Below are 23927 nucleotides of genomic sequence, written 5' to 3' on the forward strand. Positions count from 1 at the left end.
AAACCGGCTTATTTACCGGATTTGATTTTGGTCCAGCTGCGAGTGATCAGGCGCAGGGTGGCGGCATCCAGATCGCTGATCGCGTAGAGCTGTTTCTTCACTTCAGCCGACGGATAGATGCTCGGATCGCTGGTGATGTCTTTGTCCACCAGCGGCGTGGCCGCCTTGTTGCCGTTCGGGAAGCGTACGGCGTTGGTGATCCCGGCCATCACTTCTGGCTCAAGCAGGTAGTTCATGAATTTGTAAGCGGCTTCGACGTTTTCGGCATCCTTGGGAATGGCGACCATGTCGTAGAAAGTACCGGCGCCTTCTTTCGGAATGGTGTAGGCCAGCTTGACCTTGTCACCAGCTTCCTGGGCGCGGGTCTTGGATTGTTCCAGGTCACCCGAGTAACCGACCGCCACGCAGATGTTGCCGTTGGCCAGATCGGAGATGTACTTGGAGGAATGGAAGTAGGCAACCGAAGGACGAATCTTCAGGAACAGATCTTCGGCGGCTTTCAGGTCAGCCTTGTCCTTGCTGTTGGTCGGTTTGCCCAGATAGTGCAGAGCCGCCGGAATCATTTCGGTCGGGGCGTCGAGGAAGCTTACGCCGCAGCTTTTGAGTTTCTCGATGTTTTCAGGCTTGAACACGATGTCCCAGGAATCGATCTTGTCGATGCCCAACGCAGCCTTGACCTTCGCCGGGTTGTAGCCGATCCCGATGGAGCCCCACATGTAAGGGAACGCGTGCTTGTTGCCCTGGTCGCTGGCATCGCCAACGGCCTTGAGCAGGTCTTCGTCGAGGTTCTTCCAGTTCGGCAGCTTGGACTTGTCCAGCTCCTGGTAAACACCGGCCTTGATCTGCTTGGCGAGGAAGTTGTTGGAAGGCACCACAATGTCATAACCGGATTTACCGGCCAGCAGCTTGGCTTCCAGGGTTTCGTTGCTGTCGAATACGTCGTAGACGACTTTGATCCCGGTGGCCTTCTCAAAGTTGGCGACCGTGTCCGGCGCGATGTAGTCGGACCAGTTATAGACGTGCAATACCTTGTCGTCCGCCTGAACCGCACCCGCCATCATGCCCGCCATGGACAGCGCGACAAGTGTCTTGCCAGCAAGCTTTTTACCTAATGCCTTCATGCGTCATGCTCCAAATTTTTCTTTTTTGAACCACTTTGTTCAGCGGCCGAACCCGGACAACTGGAACCGCGGCTAGTCTGGCAAGATCCGAGGCGGTCTTTCAAGAAAAGACCAGCCTTTCTGACAGCTTCGAGCGAGTGCGCCGCAGCTCCCCCGCTCGAAGCCTAGCACCTAGCCCTGCAATGCACTGAGGGTCAGGTCCAGACACTTGCGTGCCTTTGTAACCAACTCATCGATCTCCGCTTTGCTGATCACCAGCGGCGGCGCGATGATCATGGTGTCGCCCACGGCACGCATGATCAGCCCGTTATCGAAGCAGAACTGCCGGCAGATCATGCCGACGCCCTTGCCTTCGTAACGCTTGCGAGTGGCTTTGTCCTGCACCAGCTCGATCGCCCCCAGCAGACCGACTCCGCGAACTTCACCCACCAGCGGGTGATCGTTCAGTTCCCGCAGACGTTTCTGCAAATACGGTGCCGTTTCGTTGTGGACGTTCTCGATAATTTTTTCGTCGCGCAGAATGCGGATGTTTTCCAGCCCCACCGCCGCCGCCACCGGGTGACCGGAGTAGGTGAAGCCGTGGTTGAAGTCGCCGCCTTCGTTGAGCACGGCCACCACCGAGTCACGGACGATCAGGCCACCCATTGGGATATAGCCGGAGGTCAGACCTTTGGCGATGGTCATCATGTCGGGTTTGAGGTCGTAGAAATCGCTACCGAACCACTCACCGGTACGGCCGAAGCCGCAAATCACTTCGTCGGCGACGAAGAGGATGTCGTACTTGGCGAGGATTTCCTTGATACGCGGCCAGTAGCTGTCTGGCGGAATGATCACGCCACCGGCACCCTGGATCGGCTCGGCAATAAAGGCACCGACGTTGTCGACGCCGACTTCGAGAATTTTCTCTTCCAGTTGATTGGCCGCCCAGACACCGAACTCTTCCGGCGACATGTCGCCGCCTTCGGCAAACCAGTACGGCTGAGCGATGTGGACGATGCCCGGTATCGGCAAGTCGCCCTGTTCGTGCATATAAGTCATGCCACCCAGGCTCGCGCCAGCCACGGTGGAACCGTGATAACCGTTCTTGCGGCTGATGATGACTTTCTTGTTCGGCTGGCCCTTGATCGCCCAGTAATGGCGAACCATACGCAGCATGGTGTCGTTGCCTTCGGAGCCGGAACCGGTGAAGAACACATGGTTCATGCCTTCTGGCGCGACGTTGGCGATGGCCTTGGCCAGTTCCAGTGCCGGCGGGTGCGCGGTCTGGAAGAACAGGTTGTAGTAAGGCAGTTCGCGCATTTGTTTGGCGGCGGCGTCGGCCAGTTCATCGCGACCATAACCGATGGCCACGCACCACAGACCGGCCATGCCGTCGAGGATCTTGTTGCCTTCGCTGTCCCACAGGTAAACGCCCTTGGCGTTGGTAATGATCCGTGGGCCCTTCTCTTTCAATTGCTTGAAGTCGCTGAACGGGGCCAGGTGGTGGTCGCTGCTCAGCGCTTGCCACTCACGGGTTTGCGGGTTGTTGCTGGTCATGCCAATTCTCCTTGTTATCGGTGAAGATGCGGCGCCTGAGCACCGCGCCCGGCGTATCAGACGGCGAAGAGCAGGTACTCACGCTCCCACGAACTGATCACGCGCTTGAAGTTTTCATGTTCGGCCCGCTTGACCGCGACGTAGCCCGTGATGAAAGTTTTGCCCAGATATTTCTCGATGGTTGCGCTGTTTTCCATACGCTCCAGCGCGTCCTCGATGGTCAGCGGCAGGCGCAGGTTGCGGCGCTCATAGCCACGACCGACCACCGGCGCACTCGGGTTGAGGCCTTCAACCATGCCGATGTAACCGCAGAGCAAGCTCGCGGCAATCGCCAGATACGGGTTGGCGTCGGCGCCCGGCAGGCGGTTTTCCACACGGCGATTCTGCGGGCCGGCATCCGGTACGCGCAGGCCCACAGTTCGGTTCTCTTCGCCCCACTCCACGTTCACCGGCGCCGAGGTGTCCGGCAGGAAGCGGCGGAACGAGTTGACGTTCGGCGCGAACAGCGGCAACAGCTCGGGGATCAGTTTCTGCAGGCCACCGATGTGGTGCAGGAACAACTGGCTCATGGTCCCGTCTTCATTGGAGAAGACGTTCTTGCCGGTTTCGATGTCGATGATGCTCTGGTGCAAGTGCATGGCACTGCCCGGCTCGCCCGTCATCGGCTTGGCCATGAAGGTCGCGGCCACGTCGTGCTTGAGCGCGGCTTCACGCATGGTGCGTTTGAACACCAGAATCTGATCGGCCAGCGACAGCGCGTCGCCGTGACGGAAGTTGATTTCCATCTGCGCCGTGCCGTCTTCGTGGATCAACGTGTCGAGGTCCAGCTCCTGCAATTCGCACCAGTCGTAGACGTCTTCGAACAGCGGGTCGAATTCGTTCGCTGCTTCAATAGAGAACGACTGACGCCCGATTTCCGGACGCCCGGAGCGGCCGATTGGCGGCTGCAACGGGTAGTCCGGATCGTCACTGCGCTTGGTCAGGTAGAACTCCATTTCCGGCGCCACGATTGGCTGCCAGCCTTTGTCGGCGTAGAGCTTCAACACTTTCTTGAGGACGTTGCGCGGCGACAACTCGATCGGGTTGCCTTGCTTGTCGTAGGTGTCGTGGATCACCTGGGCAGTCGGCTCGATGGCCCATGGCACCAGATACACGGCGTTCTGGTCGGGGCGGCAGATCATGTCGATGTCGGCCGGGTCGAGCAGTTCGTAATAGATGTCGTCTTCGACATAGTCGCCGGTCACGGTCTGCAGCAGCACGCTCTCTGGCAGGCGCATGCCTTTCTCGGCGATGAACTTGTTGGTCGGCGAGATCTTGCCCCGGGTGATACCGGTCAAGTCGGCGATCATGCATTCGACTTCTGTGATCTTGTGGTCTTTCAACCAATCGGTGAGCTGGTCGAGGTTGTTACTCATAAATGCCTCTGGGCTGAGTCTCCTGACAGGGTGTCAGGCAAAGTTTGACGCCTGGGCGTCGCGTTAAAGGGGGCTTGCTTGCGCGCAGTACCGGCTTACGCCCGGCACCGCGCATAGACAATGAAAGAGGAGCTTACCTGCCCTTTACGCTGGCGTTGCATTTCCTGTGCAAACTCATGGCGTGCAGAATCATGAGCACGCTTTGCGGAGCGGCACGGGCTTTGGGAGAGAAAGAGATCTATATTGAAAGGAGATGCCATAAAGCGGATGCCTTGTCGTGCGTCCAGAATATCGGACGCTGCCGTTTTGGCTGCGGCTGACGACAACTTCGTCGCCAGGCTGCGAGCCTCAAAGGCTGCACTCTGTACGGACGATTCGCCACTGATGGGATAAGCATGCAGACCGGACTGTTGCGAGCAGTCGGTGACGCCGATTATCGGCAGGCGAGACATGAAGCACCCCGGTATTATTGCTGTTATGGGTTTGATCGGAGCTTAGCCTTGTTCATTTTTTTACACAACACCCCCGTAAAAAATACAACACGGCCTGCTCAAGCCCGCGGGTGCCAAGTCTCCCAAGGACAAAAAAATGCCCAAAACTGCCCCATAAATGCCCTCACAGCGCTTTTTTAGGGCAAAAAAGGCCTTGCTTGACTTCGGCAGGCCGTTCGGGTTGACTGAAACCAGAAAAGATCAATGATTGATATTTTTAACAACAAAGGTGTTGCATCATGTCGGTACCCCCGCGTGCCGTTCAGCTCAACGAAGCGAACGCGTTCCTTAAGGAACATCCTGAGGTTCTGTACGTTGACCTTCTGATTGCGGATATGAATGGTGTGGTGCGCGGCAAGCGCATTGAACGCACCAGCCTCCACAAGGTTTACGAGAAAGGCATCAACCTGCCGGCCTCTCTATTTGCTCTGGATATCAATGGCTCTACGGTGGAAAGCACCGGCCTGGGCCTGGACATCGGCGACGCCGATCGTATCTGCTATCCAATCCCCGATACCCTGTGCAACGAGCCATGGCAGAAGCGCCCTACCGCGCAACTGTTGATGACCATGCACGAACTCGAAGGCGACCCGTTCTTTGCGGATCCGCGCGAAGTACTCCGTCAAGTTGTTGCAAAGTTTGACGAGCTCGGCTTGACCATCTGCGCCGCTTTCGAACTCGAGTTCTACCTGATCGACCAGGAAAACGTGAACGGGCGTCCACAGCCGCCACGCTCGCCGATCTCCGGCAAACGCCCGCACTCGACTCAGGTCTACCTGATCGACGACCTCGACGAATACGTCGACTGCCTCCAGGACATTCTGGAAGGTGCAAAAGAGCAAGGCATCCCGGCCGACGCCATCGTCAAGGAAAGTGCCCCGGCGCAGTTCGAAGTGAACCTGCACCACGTCGCCGACCCGATCAAGGCGTGCGACTACGCGGTACTGCTCAAGCGTCTGATCAAAAACATCGCCTACGACCATGAAATGGACACCACCTTCATGGCCAAGCCTTACCCGGGCCAGGCAGGTAATGGTTTGCACGTGCATATTTCGATTCTGGACAAAGAAGGCAAGAACATCTTTGCCAGCGAGGATCCCGAGCAGAACGCCGCATTGCGTCACGCAATCGGCGGTGTGCTGGAGACCCTGCCCGCTCAAATGGCGTTCCTGTGCCCGAACGTCAACTCGTACCGCCGTTTCGGTGCACAGTTCTACGTGCCGAACTCGCCGTGCTGGGGCCTGGACAACCGCACCGTGGCGATTCGCGTACCGACCGGCTCGTCCGATGCCGTGCGTATCGAGCATCGTGTAGCCGGCGCCGACGCCAACCCGTACCTGCTGATGGCTTCGGTACTGGCGGGCGTGCACCACGGCCTGACCAACAAGATCGAGCCGGGCGCGCCTGTCGAAGGCAACAGCTACGAGCAGAACGAGCAAAGCCTGCCGAACAACTTGCGCGATGCCCTGCGTGAGCTGGACGACAGCGAGGTGATGGCCAAGTACATCGATCCGAAATACATCGATATCTTCGTCGCCTGTAAAGAGAGCGAGCTGGAGGAGTTCGAACACTCCATCTCCGACCTCGAGTACAACTGGTACCTGCATACCGTTTAAGCGGATTGCAGCTTCAGAAAAAACGCCGTTGGCTGATTCAGCCCACGGCGTTTTTTTATGGCCTCTGTGGCGAGGGGATTTATCCCCGATCGGCTGCACAGCAGCCGTAAACCCTGAGAACCAGTTATTCCTGATACACCAAGCTGAATGGCTTTGGGGCCGCTTCGCAGCCCATCGGGGATAAATCCCCTCGCCACAGGTCGGCAGACAACACCGAACCCGCCTCGTACAATGCCCGCTGCCCCGCAGGAGACTTCCATGACGCGACCCGCCCCCCTTCGCAAACCCCGCGCCCGCAGTCAGGCACGGATCGATTCGATACTCGACGCCGCGCGTATCTTGCTGGCAACCGAGGGCGTGGCCAGTCTGTCGATCTACAGCGTGGCCGAGCGCGCACAGATTCCGCCCTCCTCGGTTTATCACTTCTTCGCCAGCGTCCCGGCGCTGCTCGAAGCACTGACGGCGGATGTGCACGCGGCATTCCGCGCCTGCCTGCAAGCGCCGATCGATCATGAGGCCCTGCGCGACTGGCGCGACCTGTCACGACTGGTTGAACAGCGGATGTTGGAGATCTACGACGAAGACGCTGCCGCCCGCCAATTGATCCTCGCCCAGCACGGGCTCACTGAAGTCACCCAGGCTGACCGTCAGCACGACATCGAGTTGGGCGACCTGATGCACAAGCTGTTCGACCATCACTTCGAACTGCCGAGGCTGCCGGATGATGTCGATGTGTTTGCTCTCGCCATGGAGCTGGGCGACCGCGTCTATGCGCGCTCGGTGCAGCAGCACGGGCAGATCACGCCGCGCATGGCTGAAGAAGGGATGCGGGTGTTTGATGCTTATATCGGGCTGTATCTGCCGACGTATCTGCCCAAAAGATCTCTGTAGGTTACTGAGGCAATCGTTCCCACGCGGAGCGTGGGAACGATCAGGGCTCATACCCTCCGGGGTTGTTTTTATCCACAGCCTTACAACTTGGCGATGGAAACCTCAGTGGATTTCACAAAGGCAATCACTTCGCTGCCGACCACCAGTTCCAGCTCCTTGACCGAGCGAGTGGTGATCACCGAAGTGACGATGCCGGAAGCGGTCTGCACGTCGATTTCCGACAGCACGTCACCGAGAACGATTTCCTTGATCGAGCCTTTGAACTGGTTGCGGACGTTGATGGCTTTGATAGTCATGGCAATGATTCCTGTCGTTTGCTTGAGTTATTGAGCCCAACGCAGTTGCGTAGGCAGTGGTGAAACAGGTTCCGGCGCCGGCGGTTCGCCGGGCAGGGAGAGAACGCGGTTGAGCACTTCGGTTTCCAGCGCGGCCAACCGGTGCGAACCACGCACCCTCGGCCGCGGCAGTTCCACAGGCAGATCGAGACCGACTTCGCCGTCCTCGATCAGAATCACTCGATCGGCAATCGCCACCGCTTCGCTGACATCGTGGGTCACCAGCAACACGGTGAAACCATGCTGCTGCCAGAGGCGTTCGATCAGTTGCTGCATCTCGATCCGGGTCAGCGCATCCAGCGCGCCGAGCGGTTCGTCGAGCAACAGCAGACGCGGTTGATGGATCAGCGCTCGCGCCAGAGCGACACGTTGTTTCTGGCCACCCGACAAAGCTGCCGGCCATTCGTTGGCGCGATCCGCCAGCCCCACTGCTTCCAGCGCGTCCAGTGCTTGCGGGCGCCAGTTGCCCCTGAGGCCGAGACCAACGTTGTCGATGATCTTTTTCCACGGCAGCAGCCGTGCTTCCTGGAACATCAGGCGGGTGTCTTCCCGCGCATCGCTGAGCGGCGCTGCACCTGCGAGCAAGTCGCCGCCAGTGGGCTGATCCAAGCCGGCAAGCAAGCGCAGCAAGGTGCTTTTGCCGCAACCACTGCGCCCGACCACAGCGACGAACTGCCCCGCCGGAATGTGCAGATCGATGTCACGCAAAACCTGGCGCGTACCGAAGGTCTTTTGCAGATTGCGCACCGCCAGCGGAATCCCGCGCAGCAGGCGCGGAGGTTGTTGAGCGGTCATGCTGCACCTCCCTTGGCAACCTGATAGGCCGGATGCCAGCGCAGCCACACACGCTCAAGTCCGCGGGCTGCGAGGTCGGCGAGTTTGCCGAGCACCGCGTAAAGCAGGATCGCCAGCACCACCACGTCGGTCTGCAAAAACTCCCGGGCGTTCATCGCCAGATAGCCGATGCCGGAGCTGGCCGAGATGGTTTCAGCGACGATCAGCGTCAGCCACATGAAGCCCAGCGCGAAGCGCACGCCGACCAGAATCGAAGGCAGCGCGCCCGGCAGAATCACCTGCCAGAACAGGCTGAAACCGGAGAGGCCATAACTGCGCGCCATCTCCACCAGCGCCGGATCGACGTTGCGGATGCCGTGATACGTATTGAGGTAAATCGGGAACAACGTACCCAACGCCACCAGAAAAATCTTCGCCGACTCGTCGATGCCGAACCACAGGATTACCAGCGGAATCAGCGCCAGATGCGGCACATTGCGGATCATCTGCACCGAGCTGTCGAGCAAGCGTTCGCCCCACTTCGACAGGCCGGTGATAAAACCCAGTGCCAGACCGATGCCTCCACCAATGATAAAACCCAGTGCTGCGCGCCAGCCGCTGATCGCCAGGTGCGTCCAGATCTCGCCGCTGCGCACCAGACTCACGCCGGCCTCGATCACTGCCACCGGCGCCGGCAGGATCCGCGTCGACAACCATCCCGCCGACACCGACAACTGCCACACCGCCAGCAGCAACACCGGCAACGCCCACGGCGCGAGGCTGTGGATAATTTTCTTCATGGCGCGCCTCAGCTCTGCGACGCGGCTTTGGGAAGAATGTCGTTGGCCACCATCTCGCCAAACGGGCTGACATAACCGGTGCTTTTCGGCAGTTCCGGGCGCTCGATGTCGAGGTGTGGGAACAACAGTTCGGCGACGCGATACGACTCTTCGAGGTGTGGATAACCGGAGAAGATGAAGGTGTCGATGCCCAGATCGGCGTATTCCTTCACGCGAGCGGCCACAGTCGGGCCATCGCCGACCAGCGCCGTACCGGCACCGCCGCGCACCAGACCGACACCGGCCCACAGGTTCGGGCTTACTTCCAGATTGTCGCGACTGCCGCCATGCAAGGCCGCCATGCGTTGCTGGCCGACCGAATCGAAACGCGCCAGCGAGGCTTGAGCACGAGCGATGGTTTCGTCGTCCAGGTGCGAGATCAGCCGATCCGCCGCTTGCCACGCCTCGGCATTGGTTTCGCGGACGATCACATGCAGTCGGATGCCGAAGCGCACGGTGCGGCCGAGCTTGGCGGCTTTGGCGCGCACCTGCTCGATCTTCTCGGCCACTGCGGCTGGCGGTTCGCCCCAGGTCAGGACCATTTCAACTTGCTCGGCAGCCAAGTCCTGCGCCGCCTCCGACGAACCGCCGAAGTACAGCGGCGGACGCGGTTGCTGGATCGGCGGATAGAGCAGTTTGGCGCCTTTCACGCTGATGTGCTGACCGTCGTAATCCACGGTTTCGCCTTCCAGCACACGACGCCAGATGCGGGTGAATTCCACCGAGGCCTGATAGCGTTCTTCGTGGCTGAGGAATAAACCATCACCGGCCAGTTCTTCCGGATCGCCACCGGTCACCAGGTTGAACAACGCACGACCGCCGGACAGGCGATCCAGAGTTGCTGCCTGACGCGCCGCCACCGTCGGGGAAATGATCCCGGGGCGCAGCGCGACAAGGAATTTCAAACGCTGGGTCACCGGAATCAGCGACGCGGCCACCAGCCACGAGTCTTCGCAGGAGCGGCCAGTGGGAATCAGCACACCGCCAAAGCCCAGACGATCCGCCGCTTGCGCGACCTGTTGCAGATAGCCATGGTCGACGGCGCGCGCACCTTCGGCAGTGCCAAGGTAATGGCCGTCGCCGTGGGTAGGCAGGAACCAAAAGATATTGAGGCTCATGGAGTGGTCTCCTTGGGGATTCGATTTACTGGGCTTGGGTGACTGAGCTTTGGGCCACAGCGGCCGGAGGTGTCCAGATCACATCCTTGATGCTCAACGACTTGGGAATCAGCTTGAGCTGGAAGAAGGTGTCAGCGATTTTCTGTTGCGCGGCGACCACTTCCGGGGTCAGGAACAGCGCGCCGTAGCCTTGGCGTTTCACCGAGGTCAGGGTGATGTCCGCCGGCAGACCGAGCAGAGGCGCAACCTGCTGGGTCACGTCTTCAGGATTGGCTTTGGACCACTCGCCGACAGCGCGCACTTCTTCAACGAGGGCTTTGATCACCTCGGGATTTTTCTGCGCGTAAGGTTTGGTCGCCAGATAGAACTGGTGGTTGTCGACGATGCCTTTGCCATCGCGCAGGGTGTGCGCTTGCAGTTGTTTCTCGGCGGCCGCCTGGTACGGATCCCAGATGACCCAGGCGTCGACGCTGCCCCGTTCGAACGCGGCGCGGGCATCGGCCGGCGGCAGGAATACGGTTTGAATGTCGGTGTATTTGAGGCCGGCGTCTTCCAGCGCACGCACCAGCAGGTAGTGGACGTTGGAGCCTTTGTTCAGCACGACTTTCTTGCCCTTCAGATCCGCGACGGATTTGATCGGCGAGTCTTTCGGCACAAGGATCGCTTCGCTGTTCGGCGCTGGCGGCTCGTAGGCGACGTAGAGCAAATCGGCGCCGGCAGCCTGGGCGAATACGGGTGGGGTTTCGCCCGTCACGCCGAAGTCGATCGAGCCGACGTTCAGGCCTTCAAGCAGTTGTGGGCCACCGGGAAATTCAGTCCATTGCACGTCCACACCTTGGGCGGCCAGACGTTTTTCCAACGTCCCTTTGGCCTTGAGCAGCACCAGCGTGCCGTACTTTTGATAACCGATCCGCAAAGTCTCGGCTTGAGCTTGAGTGATGGCGCCGAAAGACACAGCCGCAGCAAACAGAGCGACCAGACCACGACGCAAAAATACAGTGCGCATAGCGCTCTCCTTTTTTGCTGTTGGGTTTTGGCTGCACCTGCTGGGCCGTTGGCGGCTGAGTAAGGTGAGTACTTCAAATTCCGGTGTAACTGAAAAGCAGGCTCAAATGCTCCAGCGAGCACTCAACAAACGTTCGTTCAACAGGCCCGGCTCCAGCGGTTTAGGCCGGCGGGCCATGGCGCTGACAAACTGCTCCAGCGCTTCATGCAGACGCTGCTCCAGCGCCGGTGCCAGTTGTGCCGCAGCACTGCCTTCGCCATACGCGATCTGGCTGTCCTCGGCAAAAATCCCTTGCAGCATTTCCTGGGCTTTCAGTGCCGACAGCACAGGCTTGAGGGCGTAATCGACCACCAGCATGTGGGCGATGCTGCCGCCGGTGGCCATGGGCAAAACAATCTTGTGGCTCAAGGCACGCTCGGGCAGCAGGTCCAGCAGAGTCTTCAGGGCGCCGGAGAACGAAGCCTTGTAAACCGGCGTGGCGATCAGCAGGCCATCGGCGCTTTCAATCTGAGCGAGCAGGTCGAGCACCTTGGGGCTGTCGAAACGGGCGTGGAGCAAATCCTCGGCCGGGAAGTCCCGCACCTGATAACTCACCACTTCCACCCCTTGCTCCTGCAACCAGCGTTGCGAGCGCTCCAGCAACACCCCGGATCGGGAGCGTTGGCTAGGACTGCCACCGAGTGAGACAACCAGCATTCAGACGATTCCTTGAGCGTTACAGGCGATTCGCGGGTTGCGATCTCGCTTCGATGGGAGTGACCTTACCAGTTGATTTATATATCCATAAATCATATTTATTCATTTAGTTATGCATTTTAGAGATATACGTTCTACCTTTTTTCGGGCGAAAAAAAGGCCGTCGAAACGGCCCGAAATCCCCTGCTTTGTGGCTACACGCTGATCGGATCACCTCAAAAGGTTATTTGTTCGGCTGCGGCGTCAGGCGCAGATATGGCTTCACCGCGCGATACCCCTTTGGAAAGCGTTTCTTGATCTCTTCCTCATCCTTGAGCGACGGCACGATCACCACCTCCTCACCGTCCTGCCAGTTGGCCGGCGTGGCCACTTTGTAGTTGTCGGTGAGTTGCAGCGAATCGATCACCCGCAGGATCTCGTGGAAGTTGCGCCCGGTGCTCGCCGGGTAGGTGATGGTCAGGCGAATCTTCTTGTTGGGATCGATCACGAACAGCGAACGCACGGTGAGGGTGTCGTTGGCATTCGGGTGGATCAGGTCGTAAAGATCGGAAACCTTGCGATCGGCATCGGCCAGGATCGGGAAGTTGACGATCGTGTTCTGGGTTTCATTGATGTCTTCGATCCACTTGTGGTGCGAGTCCACCGGGTCGACCGACAGCGCGATGGCTTTGACGCCGCGCTTGCTGAACTCATCCTTGAGCTTGGCGGTAAAACCCAGCTCGGTGGTGCACACCGGGGTGAAGTCCGCCGGGTGGGAGAACAGCACGCCCCAGCTATCGCCCAGCCATTCGTGGAAACGAATCTTGCCGGCGCTGGAGTCTTGTTCGAAATCGGGGGCGATGTCGCCGAGTCTGAGGCTCATGGTGCTGCTCCTGATGAGTTGTTGGAGACCTCAACTGTAGCTTGGCTTTTGATCTTCTGAAAAAGAATAAATAAATAGATATCTAGATCTTAAAAGAATATTAAAGATCTGTTCACTGGACGCCCGGCCGCATCCCGACGAACATCGGTCGCAAGGTTCGAGAAGGCCTTGAGTTGCTGTAAAGAGGGAAATTCGGGGAGGGCTTACGGGGGTGGGCCTGACTCGAAAACGCAAAAGCCCCGTCCGGCGCGATGCCGGACGGGGCTTTTTTACTCCAGATACTTGAGCGCGCTATTACAGCAGCGGGATCGAGTAGCTGACGATCAGGCGGTTTTCGTCCTGCGAACGGGTGTTCGGCAGGTCGGTGCGCCATACAGCGTTTTTCCACATCAGGCCGACGTTTTTGAACGGGCCTTCCGGCACTACGTAGCCGATGGTGAAGTCGCGTTCCCACTCGGAACGGTTCGAAGCATTCTCGCGACCGTTGGTGCCAACGGTATCGATCGAATCACCTTTGAGGTAAACCACACCAGCGGTCAGACCAGGTACGCCGACTTTAGCGAAGTCATACGAGTAGCGAGCCTGCCAGGTTTTCTCGCCGGCACGACCGAACTTCTGGATCTGCATGTCGGTGATGGTGTAGTTCGACGAACCGTCGCCCTGGTTCAGCCAAGGGAAGTCGCTGCTGCCGTTGGAAACCTGGTAGCCGCCGCCGAAGGTGTGACCGGCAACGGTGTACAGGAACAGGCCGCTATACAGGTTGTTGTCGACTTCACCACGACCGTTACGGAAGCCAGTGTAGTTACCCGAACTGTAGTAGGCCGAGTCAGTGCCGTTCTTGCCGTCATCGGAACTGTTGAAGTAACGGAAGTCCGACTTCAGCACGCCCGGGCCGATTGCCCAGTTGTGTACCAGACCCAGGAAGTGCTGCTTGTAGAAATCTTCCAGGTTGCCGTAGTAGTACTGGGCAGTCAGGTCTTTGGTGATTTTGTAGTCACCGCCACCGTAGATGAACTTGTTGCTGTCACGGAAAGCTGTGCCGCGGCTGTTTGCACCGCCGATGGACAGGTTTTCGTTGTTGCTGGAGTTACGACCTTTTACGGCTTCGATCTGACCACCGACCAGCGTCAAGTCTTTGATCTCGCCGGAAGTGATCTGGCCACCCTGCCAGGTTTGTGGCAGCAGACGACCGTCGTTGGTCACAATCACTGGCAGTTTTGGCTGCAGGGTGCCCAACTTCAGTTCGGTCTGGGAAACCTTGGCTTTGGCAGTCAGGCCCAGGCTGGAGAAGTTGTCCACCGCTTTGCCATTGGACTCGCTAGGGAACACAGTGCCGCCGTAAGCGGTACCACTGTTGCCGTTAGTGCCGCCGCCCGAATCCAGACGCACGCCCAGCAGGCCGATGGCGTCGATACCGAAGCCTACGGTGCCTTGGGTGTAACCGGAGGTGAAACGCAGATCGAAGCCTTGGCCCCATTCTTCGTTCTTGTTGGCGCCAGCGCCATCACGGTTATCAGTGTTGATGTAGAAGTTACGCAGCCCCAAAGTTGCCTTGCTGTCTTCGATGAAACCGGCGGCGCCTGCCTGCTGCGCCATAACCCCTACGGCCACAGCCAGGGCCAAGGTGGACTTGTTCATGTAAAGCTCCTCTCGTTTCTAATTCTTGTGTTCCTGGCCCGGGATCTGATGCCCTGGGTCCTAAGATGCGCGATTAGCGCCAGACCGTGACTGACAAGTCAATCGTAACCTTGTGTGTCTACGACCAAGGTCTAATCGCAGTGATTTGGTCCGTGCAGGGTAAAGACTTCCTGATAAACCCAAAAAGAATTTATTCATTCTTTTTCATATCATTTCGGAATATGGCCAGTAAGTGGCCATCAATGCCGGGATACAGCGTATCGGCGACTAAGCTCATTCCTAAATGGTATTTGTTAGCCTTTTTTTAGATCGATTAGCTTTGGCGCAACCCAAAAACGTCAAACCCTATCGAAAAGGCGACGCCATGATGGCCAAACGCGCACTATCTAGTCAATTTGTTACAGTTTGTGTGTCAGCACTGATTTCTTTTTCCGCTCACGCCGCCAACCTTACTGTGGGTTACCAGACCGGGATCGACCCGAGCAAAGTCCCTCAGGCCGACGGCGTCTACGAGAAAACCATTGGCGAGAAGATCGACTGGCGTCGCTTCAACAGTGGCCCGGAAGTTGTGACAGCCATTGCTTCCGGTGATGTGCAGATCGGCAACCTCGGTTCCAGCCCCCTCGCTGCTGCCGCTTCGCGCAACTTGCCGATTATTGCCTTCATCGTGTCGGCACAGATCAACGCCGCCGAAGCCTTGGTGGTGCGCAACGGCAGCGGCATCAACAACCCGCAGGATCTGGTGGGCAAAACCATCGCCACGCCCTTCGTGTCCACCTCTCACTACAGCCTGCTCGGCGCACTCAAGCACTGGGGCCTGGACACTTCAAAAGTCAAAGTGGTGAACCTGCAACCGGCGGAAATCGCGGCGGCCTGGAAGCGCGGGGATATTGATGGCGCCTTTGTCTGGTCGCCGGCACTGGGTGAAATCCGCAAGACCGGCAAGACCCTGACCGATGCCGCACAGGTCGGCCAGTGGGGTGCTCCAACCTTCGAAGTCTGGGTCGCGCGAAAGGACTTCGCTGAGAAGCATCCGGAGGTCGTGGCCAAATTTGCCAAGGTCACACTGGACTCGTTCGCTGACTATGCGGCGCATAAAGACAGCTGGACGGCTGACTCCGAGCCTGTGCAAAAAATCGCCAAACTGACCGGTGCCAACGCGGTTGATGTTCCTGAGTTACTGGCCGGTTCTGCATTTCCTGATGCCAAGGCACAGCAAACCACCGCCCTGCTGGACGGCGGCACGGCCAAGGCGATCGGGGAGACGGCGAAGTTTCTGAAGGAACAGGGCAAGGTTGAGACGGTGCTGACGGATTACTCGCCGTATGTCAGCGCGAAGTTCGTAGCTGAATAAAAAACCTGTAGGAGCTGCCGAAGGCTGCGATCTTTTAATCTTGTCTTTTTATAAACAAGGTCAAAAGATCGCAGCCTCGTTTCACTCGACAGCGCCTACAGAGCTCCTGATCAGGATCAGAGGGTTTTTTCGAAGATCTTCGAATTACGCTGATAGTTGTACAGCGAAGCCCGCGCCGCTGGCAGGCGTTCAACGCTGCTCGGTTCGAACCCGCGCTCACGGAACCAGTGCGCGGTGCGGGTGGTGAGGACGAACAGCGTCTTCAAACCCTGCGCACGGGCACGCGTCTCGATGCGTTCCAGCAGTTCATCACCACGACCGCCATGACGGTATTCGGGGTTCACCGCCAGACAGGCCAGCTCACCGGCATCCGAATCGGCAATCTGATACAGCGCCGCACAGGCGATGATCATGCCTTCACGCTCGACCACGCTGAACTGCTCGATCTCGCGCTCCAGCACTTCGCGCGAACGACGGACCAGAATCCCCTGCTCTTCCAGCGGACTGATCAGATCGAGCAAACCGCCAACGTCTTCAATCGCCGCCTCACGCACCAGTTCGAATTGCTCCTGGGCAACCAGCGTACCGCCACCATCACGGGTGAACAGTTCGGTCAACAGCGCGCCGTCCTCGGCATAGCTGACGATGTGGCTGCGCGCCACGCCGCCACGGCAAGCTTCGGCGGCGGCATCCAGCAGTTCCGCCTGATAGTTGCTGCTGCCCAGACGCTGCAAATGCGCCGGCACTTGCTGTGGGCGCAGTTCGCGCACCAGCCTGCCGTTCTCGTCGATCAGACCGAGGTCAGCGCCGAACAGCAGCAGCTTGTCGGCACCCAGATCGATGGCGGCGCGGGTGGCGACGTCTTCGCAGGCGAGGTTGAAAATCTCACCAGTCGGCGAGTAGCCCAGTGGCGACAGCAGCACGATGGAGCGCTCGTCGAGCAGACGATTGATGCCCTTGCGATCGACCCGACGCACTTCGCCGGTGTGGTGATAGTCGACGCCTTCAAGTACGCCGATCGGGCGTGCGGTGACGAGGTTGCCGCTGGCCACGCGCAGGCGCGAGCCCTGCATTGGCGATGAGGCCATGTCCATCGACAGCCGTGCTTCGATGGCGATGCGCAACTGGCCAACCGCGTCGATCACACACTCAAGAGTCGCGGCATCAGTGATGCGCATGCCGTGGTGGTAATGCGGGGTCAGGCCACGCGCGGCGAGGCGGGTTTCGATCTGTGGGCGCGATCCGTGGACCAGCACCAGACGCACGCCGAGACTGTGCAGCAGCACGATGTCGTGAACGATGTTACCGAAGTTCGGATGCTCCACCCCATCGCCGGGCAGCATGACGACAAAGGTGCAGTCGCGATGGGCATTAATATAAGGAGACGCGTGACGAAGCCAATTGACGTATTCGGGCATGAACCTGGGCCTGTAATAAAGAGCAGCCGGGAAAAAGGGCGAAACGGAAAACGCACAGCGGGCTGATGGTTATCGTCGGAACAGGCTTGGCGACACGCGCGCTCTCCTCATGAATACGGGTTGGGTAACCGCTAATTTAACGGCTTGCCCCTGTAGGAGCTGCCGAAGGCTGCGATCTTTTGATCTTCAAAACAAAACCAAAAGATCGCAGCCTTCGGCAGCTCCTACAAGGAATGCGTTCAATTCTTCAGGCAGTAATGTTCAATCAGCTGTCGCAATAGATGCACGGTAGGCTGTAAACGTGACATTTCAAGGTACTCGCCGGGCTGATGCGCACAGGCGATGTCGCCGGGGCCGAGCACGATGGTTTCGCAGCCAAGGCGCTGAAGATAAGGCGCTTCGGTGCCGAACGCTACCGCTTCAGCCGTGTGGCCTGTGAGTTTTTCCGCTATCCGCACCAGTTCAACGTCTTCAGCCTGCTCGAACGGCGGCACTTCCGGGAACAGTGGCTTGTAATCGATCTTCACCTGATGACGCTCGGCAACCGGTTTGAGCTTGCGCAGAATCTCGGCGCGCAGCACTTTCGGGTCCATGCCCGGCAGCGGTCGCAAGTCAAACTCCAGCGAACACTGGCCGCAGATGCGGTTGGGGTTATCGCCGCCATGGATGCAGCCGAAGTTCATCGTCGGTTGCGGCACGCTGAATTGCGGATTGTTGAATTCGCGCTGCCATAACAGGCGCAAACCGCGCAGTTCACCGATGGCATCGTGCATGGCTTCGAGGGCGCTGTGGCCCAGGCGCGGATCCGACGAGTGGCCGCTCTGCCCGAGAATGTCGATGCGCTCCATCATGATGCCTTTGTGCATGCGGATCGGTTTGAGCCCGGTCGGCTCGCCGATCACGGCCGCACGGCCCAGCGGACGTCCGGCCTCGGCCAGCGCACGGGCGCCGGACATCGAGCTTTCCTCATCGCAGGTCGCGAGGATCAGCAGCGGTTGCTTGAACGGCTGATCGAGCAGCGGTTGCACGGCCTCGATGATCAGGGCGAAGAAGCCCTTCATGTCGCAACTGCCGAGGCCGACCCAACGGCCATCGACTTCGGTGAGTTTCAACGGATCGGTCTGCCACAGCGCGTCGTCGTACGGCACCGTGTCGCTGTGCCCGGCCAGCACCAGCCCACCGGGGCCGCTGCCGAAACTGGCGAGCAGGTTGAATTTTCCGGGGCTGACCTGCTGGATATCGCAACTGAAGCCTAGATCACCCAACCATCCGGCGAGCAAATCGATCACGGGCCGGTTGGACTGATCCAGGCTCGGTTGCGTGCAGCTGACCGACGGCGCGGCAATCAGCGCGGCGAACTGGTCTTTCATGGACGGCAAAGGCATCGCTGACTCCAACTCCCGAATTGAGGTCCATCATAGAACCATCCGGCGCCAGGAATAAACCGCCGCAGGGCGTAGGACGAATCAGTCCTGTACACTGCACGGCCTTGGCAGCCACACATTCCCCCGGCTGCGCTCCCGATCCTGGATTTTCCGGCCATGCAGAAAGAAACCGAAATCAAACTCCGCGTCAGCCGCGAAACCCTCGCTGCCCTGCGCGAGCACCCGTTACTGAAAAAACGCAACAAAAATGGCTGGGAACGCCGTGAGTTGATGAACCAGTACTTCGACACCCCAGAGCGTGACCTGGCCCAGGCCAAAGTCGCCCTGCGCCTGCGCAAGGATGGCGATGAGGTGATTCAGACCCTCAAAACTCGCGGCCAAAGCGTCGCCGGTCTGTCCGAGCGTAACGAGTACGACTGGAAATTGCCCAAAGCCAAACTCGACGTGAAGAAACTCGACGGCGAATGCTGGCCCGAGTCGCTGGCCGAGCTGGACAAGAAAACCCTGAAGCCGATCTTCACCACCGATTTCGTCCGCGAGCGCGCCGAAATCGCCTGGGGCCGCGGCAAGGCCAAAGTGGTCATCGAAGCCGCTCTGGATCTGGGCCACGTCGTGGTCGGCAAACAGAAAGAAGAAATCTGCGAACTGGAACTGGAATTGCGCGAAGGCGAGCCTGCCGCGCTGCTGGAACTGGCTGCCGAACTGGCTGAAACCCTGGCCCTGATGCCGTGCGACATCAGCAAGGCCGAGCGCGGCTATCGTCTTTACGACGCCAACAGCTACTCGCTGAGCCTGCCGGCGCCACAACTGACGACCGAAACCCAGCTGGACGATGCATTCGCCGCCCTGTGCTGGCATTTGCTCGGTAGCAGCCAGCGTCTGGCTGAGCAATACCGTTTCAACGGTCACTGGCGCCTGCTGCTGGACTGGGTCGAGAACCTCGCCGAAATGCGCGCCCTGCTCAGCAGCCTCGGCCAGGCCGCACCGCGTCCGTCGACCCACGACCTGCGCGTGGCCCTCGATGCACTGCTGGAAGACTGGCGTCCGCTGGTTCAGGCCGGCATCGAAGACGAAGACGTGCGCAAAGCCGCGCCGGAGCAATTTCTCGAAGAACTGGAAGACCCACGCTGGGGCCTGTTCTCGCTGAACACCTCGCGCTGGCTGCTGGCTCGCACCTGGACCGCCGAGCGCAGCACTCGTGGCAACCGTCAGGGCGCCGCGCAACTGCACAGTTGGTTGCCGCGTATGCTGGGCGAAGAAGCCACCTCCCTGCAATTGCAGCGCTATCAGCAGCAGCCGGAAGATCTGGCTGAGCAACTGCCGCGTATCGAGCGCATTCAGGTTTGGCTGCACCACGCGCGTAACGTGCTGGAGATCCCGGAAATGGATCGCCTGTACGGCGAGCTGAACAAACTGGCACAACTGGCCAACGAGCCGACGATCACTGACGAACTGCTCGATGCGCGCAAGCAGCAGGCGATTGCCGTTTATCAGAATCGTGCGTGGAAAATGCTGCTGCGTATGTGATTACTTTGTGGTGAGGGGATTTAGCGAAACGTCGCACCGCCCCGATGGGTCGCGAAGCGGCCCGCTTTTATTAGAAAGCTGGGACTGCTCCGCAGTCCATCGGGGATAAATCCCCTCACCACAGTAAATCCCCTCACCACAAAGGCTTTCAGCGCAGTACCGGCAAACTGGTGGTGGACTTGATCTCCGACAACGCCACAATCGAATTCACTTCCTGTATCCCCGGCACCAGCGACAGCTTCTCGAAGAAGAACCGCTCATACGCCTCGATGTCCGCCGCGACGATGCGCAACAGAAAATCCACCGCGCCCATCAGCACATAACACTCCAGCACTTCCGGAAACCCACGAATCGCCTCGGTGAATTCGGTGAAGTTCGAACGCCCGTGCGCATTGAGTTTGATCTCGGCAAAAATCTGCGTATTCAGGCCGATTTTCTTGCGATCCAGCAACGTCACCTGCCCGCGAATGATCCCCTCTTCTTTCATCCGCTGAATCCGCCGCCAGCACGGCGATTGCGAAAGTCCCACCTGCTCGGCGATCTGCGCACTCGAAAGAGAAGCGTCCTCTTGCAGCAGGGCGAGAATCTTGCGGTCGTAGCTGTCCAGCTCGCTATGCATAGGAAAACCTCTAATTAACCATCTTACGAATTGATCAATTCGATCAATCGCCAATAACGCCCATCATAGATAAGAAATACCCGGCACCGAATGTAAAAATTCCTCCTGTGATTTTGGAGACCTGCCATGCCCCACCTCGAAGCCGTCAACACCAGTCCGACCCGCGCCGACGTCTGGAACGTCAGCAACGCCCACTGCCTGGCGCAGTATCAGATCCTTGCCGAGGCCGAGCCGGATGTGCTGGTGCGGGTGCTGAATTTATTCGCGCTGCAATTCCTCACGCCCGAGCAGGTCAACGTGCAGCGGCTGGATGACATGCTGTCGATCGACCTGGTGATGAGCGGTTTGAGCTGGCATCGCGCACAAGTGATTGCGGAAAAACTTCGTAACCTGATCAGCGTCTGCTCGGTGAATCTGCAAAACGCCGACACGGTGTGGGATGCGCCGGCGCAAGCGGCCGGCTGAAAAATCCGGCAACGGCTTCGTCGGGTAGTGGCCCAACGGTCTGCGGGGCCACGACTATCCTTTGCGCAATGTCGCTCAAAAGGAAGCCCGCATGTCCGTTCAACTCGCCACTCAGGACCGCTGGCTGGAACTCAACGATGTATTGCGTGAACTGGTCGCCCAAGGCTTTATCAGCCAGGACTCGGCGGAACAGGCGCTGAATGCCCGTCGTCGCCACGCCGCACATGGCCAGAAGCATCCGCTGGAGTTCATCGCCGGCCAACAACTGGACGACCTCAGCCGACCGGGCAAACACCTCGATCTGGAAAGTCTGACCCTGTGGCTGGCGCAACAGGCCGGGCAGCCGTATTTGCGCATCGACCCGCTGAAGATCAACGTCGCCGCCATCACGCCGCTGATGTCCTATGCCTTCGCCCAACGCCACAAGATTCTCGCCGTCGCCGTCGACCGCGACTCGGTGACCGTGGCCAGCGCCCAGCCCTACGTGAATGGCTGGGAAGCCGACCTGACTCACGTTCTGAAGCTGCCGGTCAAGCGGGTGGTGGCCAACCCGGCGGACATACAGCGTTTCAGTGTCGAGTTTTTCCGCTTGGCCAAATCGGTCAGCGGCGCCAGCAACGCCGATCAGCAGAGCGGCAATCTGGGCAACTTCGAACAACTGCTCAACCTCGGCGCCAGTGATCAGGAGCCGGATGCCAACGATGCGCACATCGTCAACATCGTCGATTGGCTGTTCCAGTACGCCTTTCAGCAGCGCGCCAGCGATATCCATATCGAGCCGCGCCGCGAGCAAGGCACCGTGCGTTTTCGCATCGACGGCGTATTGCACAACGTCTACCAATTCCCGCCGCAGGTGACCATGGCGATTGTCAGCCGCCTGAAAAGCCTCGGCCGGATGAACGTCGCCGAGAAGCGCAAACCCCAGGACGGCCGGGTCAAGACCAAGACCCCGGACGGTGGCGAAGTCGAGTTGCGCCTGTCGACCCTGCCCACCGCGTTCGGCGAAAAAATGGTCATGCGGATCTTCGACCCCGAAGTGCTGCTCAAGGACTTCGATCAGCTCGGGTTTTCAACTGACGACCTGCGCCGCTGGCAAGACATGACCCGCCAGCCCAACGGCATCATTCTGGTTACCGGCCCCACCGGTTCGGGCAAGACCACCACGCTCTACACCACGCTGAAAAAACTGGCGACGCCGGAGGTCAACCTCTGCACCATCGAAGATCCGATCGAGATGGTCGAACCAGCCTTCAACCAGATGCAGGTCCAGCACAACATCGACCTGAGCTTCGCCGCCGGAGTCCGCGCACTGATGCGGCAGGACCCGGACATCATCATGATCGGCGAGATTCGCGACCTCGAAACCGCCGAAATGGCGATTCAGGCGGCGCTGACCGGTCACTTGGTGCTATCGACCTTGCACACCAACGACGCCCCCTCCGCGATCAGCCGCTTGCTGGAACTCGGCGTGCCGCACTATCTGATCAAAGCCACCGTTCTCGGGGTGATGGCGCAACGACTGGTGCGCACCTTGTGCCCGCACTGCAAGGCACCGCTGACCCTGGACGAAGAAGACTGGCAAACCCTGACCCGTCCTTGGCAGGCGCCGTTGCCGAACAATGCACAACGCGCGATCGGCTGCGTGGAGTGCCGCGACACCGGTTATCGCGGCCGCGCCGGGGTCTACGAAATCATGCAACTGAGTGACAGCCTCAAGGCCTTCATCACCCCCGACACCGACCTCACGGCGATCCGTCGCCAGGCGTTCAAGGAGGGTATGCGCAGCTTGCGTCTTTCGGGTGCACAGAAAGTTGCGGCCGGGCTGACGACGATTGAGGAGGTGTTGCGGGTGACGCCGCAAAGCGAGCAGAAATAGCCAAATTGCCATCAAGCGGTTCTTAACCCCGGGCCACGCCGTTACACACGCCACGGTACAGATCGATGCCGTGTGCTGCTGGCGGTTACCTGCTGTGGATCGGCATGGCCGCCGCCGCAGTCGGCGTCACGACGTTTGTCCTGCCGACGCTGCCGTGGGAAATCCAGCTGGTGCTGTTTGCGCTGTTTTCGATCCTGACCGCGCTGTATTGGTGGCGACGCCAACGCACTGCCGTGCGCCGCAGCGATCAACCGAATCTGAATCTGCGGGGCCAGGAGCTGATCGGCAAAGTGTTTGTGGTCAGCGAGGCGATCGTCGACGGCCGCGGCAAAATCAAAGTTGCAGATGGCGTCTGGATTGCCCGTGGGCCTGACACACCGGTCGGCGAGCGCGTTCGCGTAACGGGACAACAAGGCGTGATATTCCTGGTGGAACGTGCCGATTAGTGTGCATGGAACCGGATCGGTAAATGACGATCCAACGCCGTAGTTAACCCCCAGGAGTCACCTAAATCATGCGTCTCAAACTTGCTGTCGCCACTCTGGCCTTGCTGTCCCTTCCCGTTGGTTCAGCGATGGCCGACAGCTTTTGGCGTAACGTCATTTCGTCCGGCGCCACCACTGGCTCGACTTACCTGACCTTCAAGGATCACAAGCTGATCGTCGCTGCGCAGGATGATGCCGGCAGCTTCGTTGCCAGCGATGGCGGCATTCGTGGGCCGTATCTGGAAGCAGCGATGCAGAAAGTCCGCGCCGACAACCCGGGCCTGCAAGCGACGGACATGGAACTGGCGAATGCGATTCTGGCGAAGAACGCCGTGGCTTCCGAGTAAGCCTTTCGCCCACAAAAATGCCGCTCATATGAGCGGCATTTTTTTTGGGACGAAATCAAAAAATCGCAGCCTTCGGCAGCTCCTACACCCGTCCCTGTAAGAGCTGCCGAAGG

23 protein-coding genes are annotated in these 23927 nt (G+C 59.2%); 8 read left to right on the plus strand and 15 right to left on the minus strand.

The window, feature by feature from the left end; translation table 11 throughout:
* Positions 1 to 8 precede the first annotated feature (8 nt).
* From ACA043_RS28065 to ACA043_RS28080, 4 genes are all read right to left on the minus strand, one after another.
* Positions 9 to 1121: a polyamine ABC transporter substrate-binding protein gene (locus ACA043_RS28065; protein ID WP_497658286.1), complete on the minus strand. Its 1113-nt coding sequence runs from the start codon at positions 1119 to 1121 to the stop codon at positions 9 to 11.
* A gap of 171 nt (positions 1122 to 1292) precedes the next feature.
* On the minus strand, positions 1293 to 2657 hold the full coding sequence (locus ACA043_RS28070; RefSeq protein ID WP_401271620.1) for an aspartate aminotransferase family protein: 1365 nt from the start codon (positions 2655 to 2657) through the stop codon (positions 1293 to 1295).
* Between the two features lie 56 nt (positions 2658 to 2713).
* The gene (locus tag ACA043_RS28075; RefSeq protein WP_034151968.1) at positions 2714 to 4072 is read right to left on the minus strand and encodes a glutamine synthetase family protein; all 1359 of its coding nucleotides are present in this window, start codon (positions 4070 to 4072) and stop codon (positions 2714 to 2716) included.
* 95 nt (positions 4073 to 4167) lie between these two features.
* The gene (locus ACA043_RS28080) at positions 4168 to 4524 is read right to left on the minus strand and encodes a gamma-glutamyl-gamma-aminobutyrate hydrolase family protein (protein ID WP_489880611.1); all 357 of its coding nucleotides are present in this window, start codon (positions 4522 to 4524) and stop codon (positions 4168 to 4170) included.
* A gap of 278 nt (positions 4525 to 4802) precedes the next feature.
* Here ACA043_RS28080 and ACA043_RS28085 point away from each other — a divergent pair, with 278 nt between their 5' ends.
* Positions 4803 to 6179, plus strand: a complete 1377-nt coding sequence (locus tag ACA043_RS28085) for a glutamine synthetase family protein (RefSeq protein WP_007913842.1) — start codon at positions 4803 to 4805, stop codon at positions 6177 to 6179.
* A gap of 258 nt (positions 6180 to 6437) precedes the next feature.
* On the plus strand, positions 6438 to 7070 hold the full coding sequence (locus tag ACA043_RS28090) for a TetR/AcrR family transcriptional regulator (protein ID WP_187681052.1): 633 nt from the start codon (positions 6438 to 6440) through the stop codon (positions 7068 to 7070).
* Between the two features lie 80 nt (positions 7071 to 7150).
* Here ACA043_RS28090 and ACA043_RS28095 read toward each other — a convergent pair whose 3' ends face one another.
* From ACA043_RS28095 to ACA043_RS28130, 8 genes are all read right to left on the minus strand, one after another.
* Positions 7151 to 7366, minus strand: coding sequence for a TOBE domain-containing protein (locus ACA043_RS28095; RefSeq protein ID WP_003229256.1), 216 nt, complete (start codon positions 7364 to 7366; stop codon positions 7151 to 7153).
* Between the two features lie 27 nt (positions 7367 to 7393).
* A complete protein-coding gene (gene ssuB, locus ACA043_RS28100) occupies positions 7394 to 8200 on the minus strand; it encodes an aliphatic sulfonates ABC transporter ATP-binding protein (protein WP_401264460.1) in 807 nt (268 codons plus the stop codon).
* Positions 8197 to 8979, minus strand: a complete 783-nt coding sequence (ssuC, locus tag ACA043_RS28105) for an aliphatic sulfonate ABC transporter permease SsuC (protein ID WP_401264462.1) — start codon at positions 8977 to 8979, stop codon at positions 8197 to 8199. The genes ssuB and ssuC overlap by 4 nt, the downstream gene beginning before the upstream one ends.
* 8 nt (positions 8980 to 8987) lie before the next feature.
* The gene (ssuD, locus tag ACA043_RS28110) at positions 8988 to 10136 is read right to left on the minus strand and encodes an FMNH2-dependent alkanesulfonate monooxygenase (protein WP_187681055.1); all 1149 of its coding nucleotides are present in this window, start codon (positions 10134 to 10136) and stop codon (positions 8988 to 8990) included.
* A 25-nt stretch (positions 10137 to 10161) separates the two neighbouring features.
* A complete protein-coding gene (locus ACA043_RS28115) occupies positions 10162 to 11142 on the minus strand; it encodes a sulfonate ABC transporter substrate-binding protein (RefSeq protein ID WP_497658287.1) in 981 nt (326 codons plus the stop codon).
* Between the two features lie 102 nt (positions 11143 to 11244).
* Positions 11245 to 11838, minus strand: coding sequence for an NADPH-dependent FMN reductase (ssuE, locus tag ACA043_RS28120; RefSeq protein WP_187681057.1), 594 nt, complete (start codon positions 11836 to 11838; stop codon positions 11245 to 11247).
* Between the two features lie 223 nt (positions 11839 to 12061).
* Positions 12062 to 12700: a peroxiredoxin gene (locus tag ACA043_RS28125; RefSeq protein WP_187681058.1), complete on the minus strand. Its 639-nt coding sequence runs from the start codon at positions 12698 to 12700 to the stop codon at positions 12062 to 12064.
* A 294-nt stretch (positions 12701 to 12994) separates the two neighbouring features.
* Positions 12995 to 14338, minus strand: a complete 1344-nt coding sequence (locus ACA043_RS28130; RefSeq protein ID WP_489880608.1) for an OprD family porin — start codon at positions 14336 to 14338, stop codon at positions 12995 to 12997.
* A 364-nt stretch (positions 14339 to 14702) separates the two neighbouring features.
* Here ACA043_RS28130 and tauA point away from each other — a divergent pair, with 364 nt between their 5' ends.
* Entirely contained in the window at positions 14703 to 15692 is a 990-nt protein-coding gene (gene tauA, locus ACA043_RS28135) for a taurine ABC transporter substrate-binding protein (protein WP_497658288.1), read from the plus strand.
* Between the two features lie 116 nt (positions 15693 to 15808).
* Here the strand turns inward: tauA and argA are convergent, their stop codons facing one another.
* Both argA and argE read right to left on the minus strand, forming a co-directional pair.
* Positions 15809 to 17110: an amino-acid N-acetyltransferase gene (gene argA, locus ACA043_RS28140; RefSeq protein ID WP_095186912.1), complete on the minus strand. Its 1302-nt coding sequence runs from the start codon at positions 17108 to 17110 to the stop codon at positions 15809 to 15811.
* Positions 17111 to 17349: 239 nt separating this feature from the next.
* The gene (gene argE / locus ACA043_RS28145; protein ID WP_497658289.1) at positions 17350 to 18495 is read right to left on the minus strand and encodes an acetylornithine deacetylase; all 1146 of its coding nucleotides are present in this window, start codon (positions 18493 to 18495) and stop codon (positions 17350 to 17352) included.
* A gap of 156 nt (positions 18496 to 18651) precedes the next feature.
* Here argE and ACA043_RS28150 point away from each other — a divergent pair, with 156 nt between their 5' ends.
* Positions 18652 to 20022 (plus strand): CYTH domain-containing protein, encoded by a 1371-nt coding sequence (locus tag ACA043_RS28150; protein WP_497658290.1) that lies wholly within the window; start codon positions 18652 to 18654, stop codon positions 20020 to 20022.
* Positions 20023 to 20170: 148 nt separating this feature from the next.
* Here the strand turns inward: ACA043_RS28150 and ACA043_RS28155 are convergent, their stop codons facing one another.
* The gene (locus tag ACA043_RS28155) at positions 20171 to 20641 is read right to left on the minus strand and encodes an Lrp/AsnC family transcriptional regulator (protein ID WP_007913818.1); all 471 of its coding nucleotides are present in this window, start codon (positions 20639 to 20641) and stop codon (positions 20171 to 20173) included.
* Positions 20642 to 20767: 126 nt separating this feature from the next.
* Here ACA043_RS28155 and ACA043_RS28160 point away from each other — a divergent pair, with 126 nt between their 5' ends.
* The 4 genes from ACA043_RS28160 (at position 20768) to ACA043_RS28175 (ending at position 23814) form a co-directional block, all read left to right on the plus strand.
* Entirely contained in the window at positions 20768 to 21106 is a 339-nt protein-coding gene (locus ACA043_RS28160; protein ID WP_497658291.1) for an ACT-like domain-containing protein, read from the plus strand.
* Positions 21107 to 21197: 91 nt separating this feature from the next.
* A complete protein-coding gene (tfpB, locus tag ACA043_RS28165; protein ID WP_401264475.1) occupies positions 21198 to 22982 on the plus strand; it encodes a type IV pilus assembly ATPase TfpB in 1785 nt (594 codons plus the stop codon).
* A gap of 65 nt (positions 22983 to 23047) precedes the next feature.
* On the plus strand, positions 23048 to 23428 hold the full coding sequence (locus ACA043_RS28170) for an NfeD family protein (RefSeq protein ID WP_497658292.1): 381 nt from the start codon (positions 23048 to 23050) through the stop codon (positions 23426 to 23428).
* Between the two features lie 65 nt (positions 23429 to 23493).
* Positions 23494 to 23814, plus strand: a complete 321-nt coding sequence (locus ACA043_RS28175) for a DUF2388 domain-containing protein (RefSeq protein WP_169843014.1) — start codon at positions 23494 to 23496, stop codon at positions 23812 to 23814.
* The last annotated feature ends 113 nt before the right edge of the window (positions 23815 to 23927 follow it).

It is taken from the genome of Pseudomonas sp. LBUM1648 (assembly GCF_059716145.1).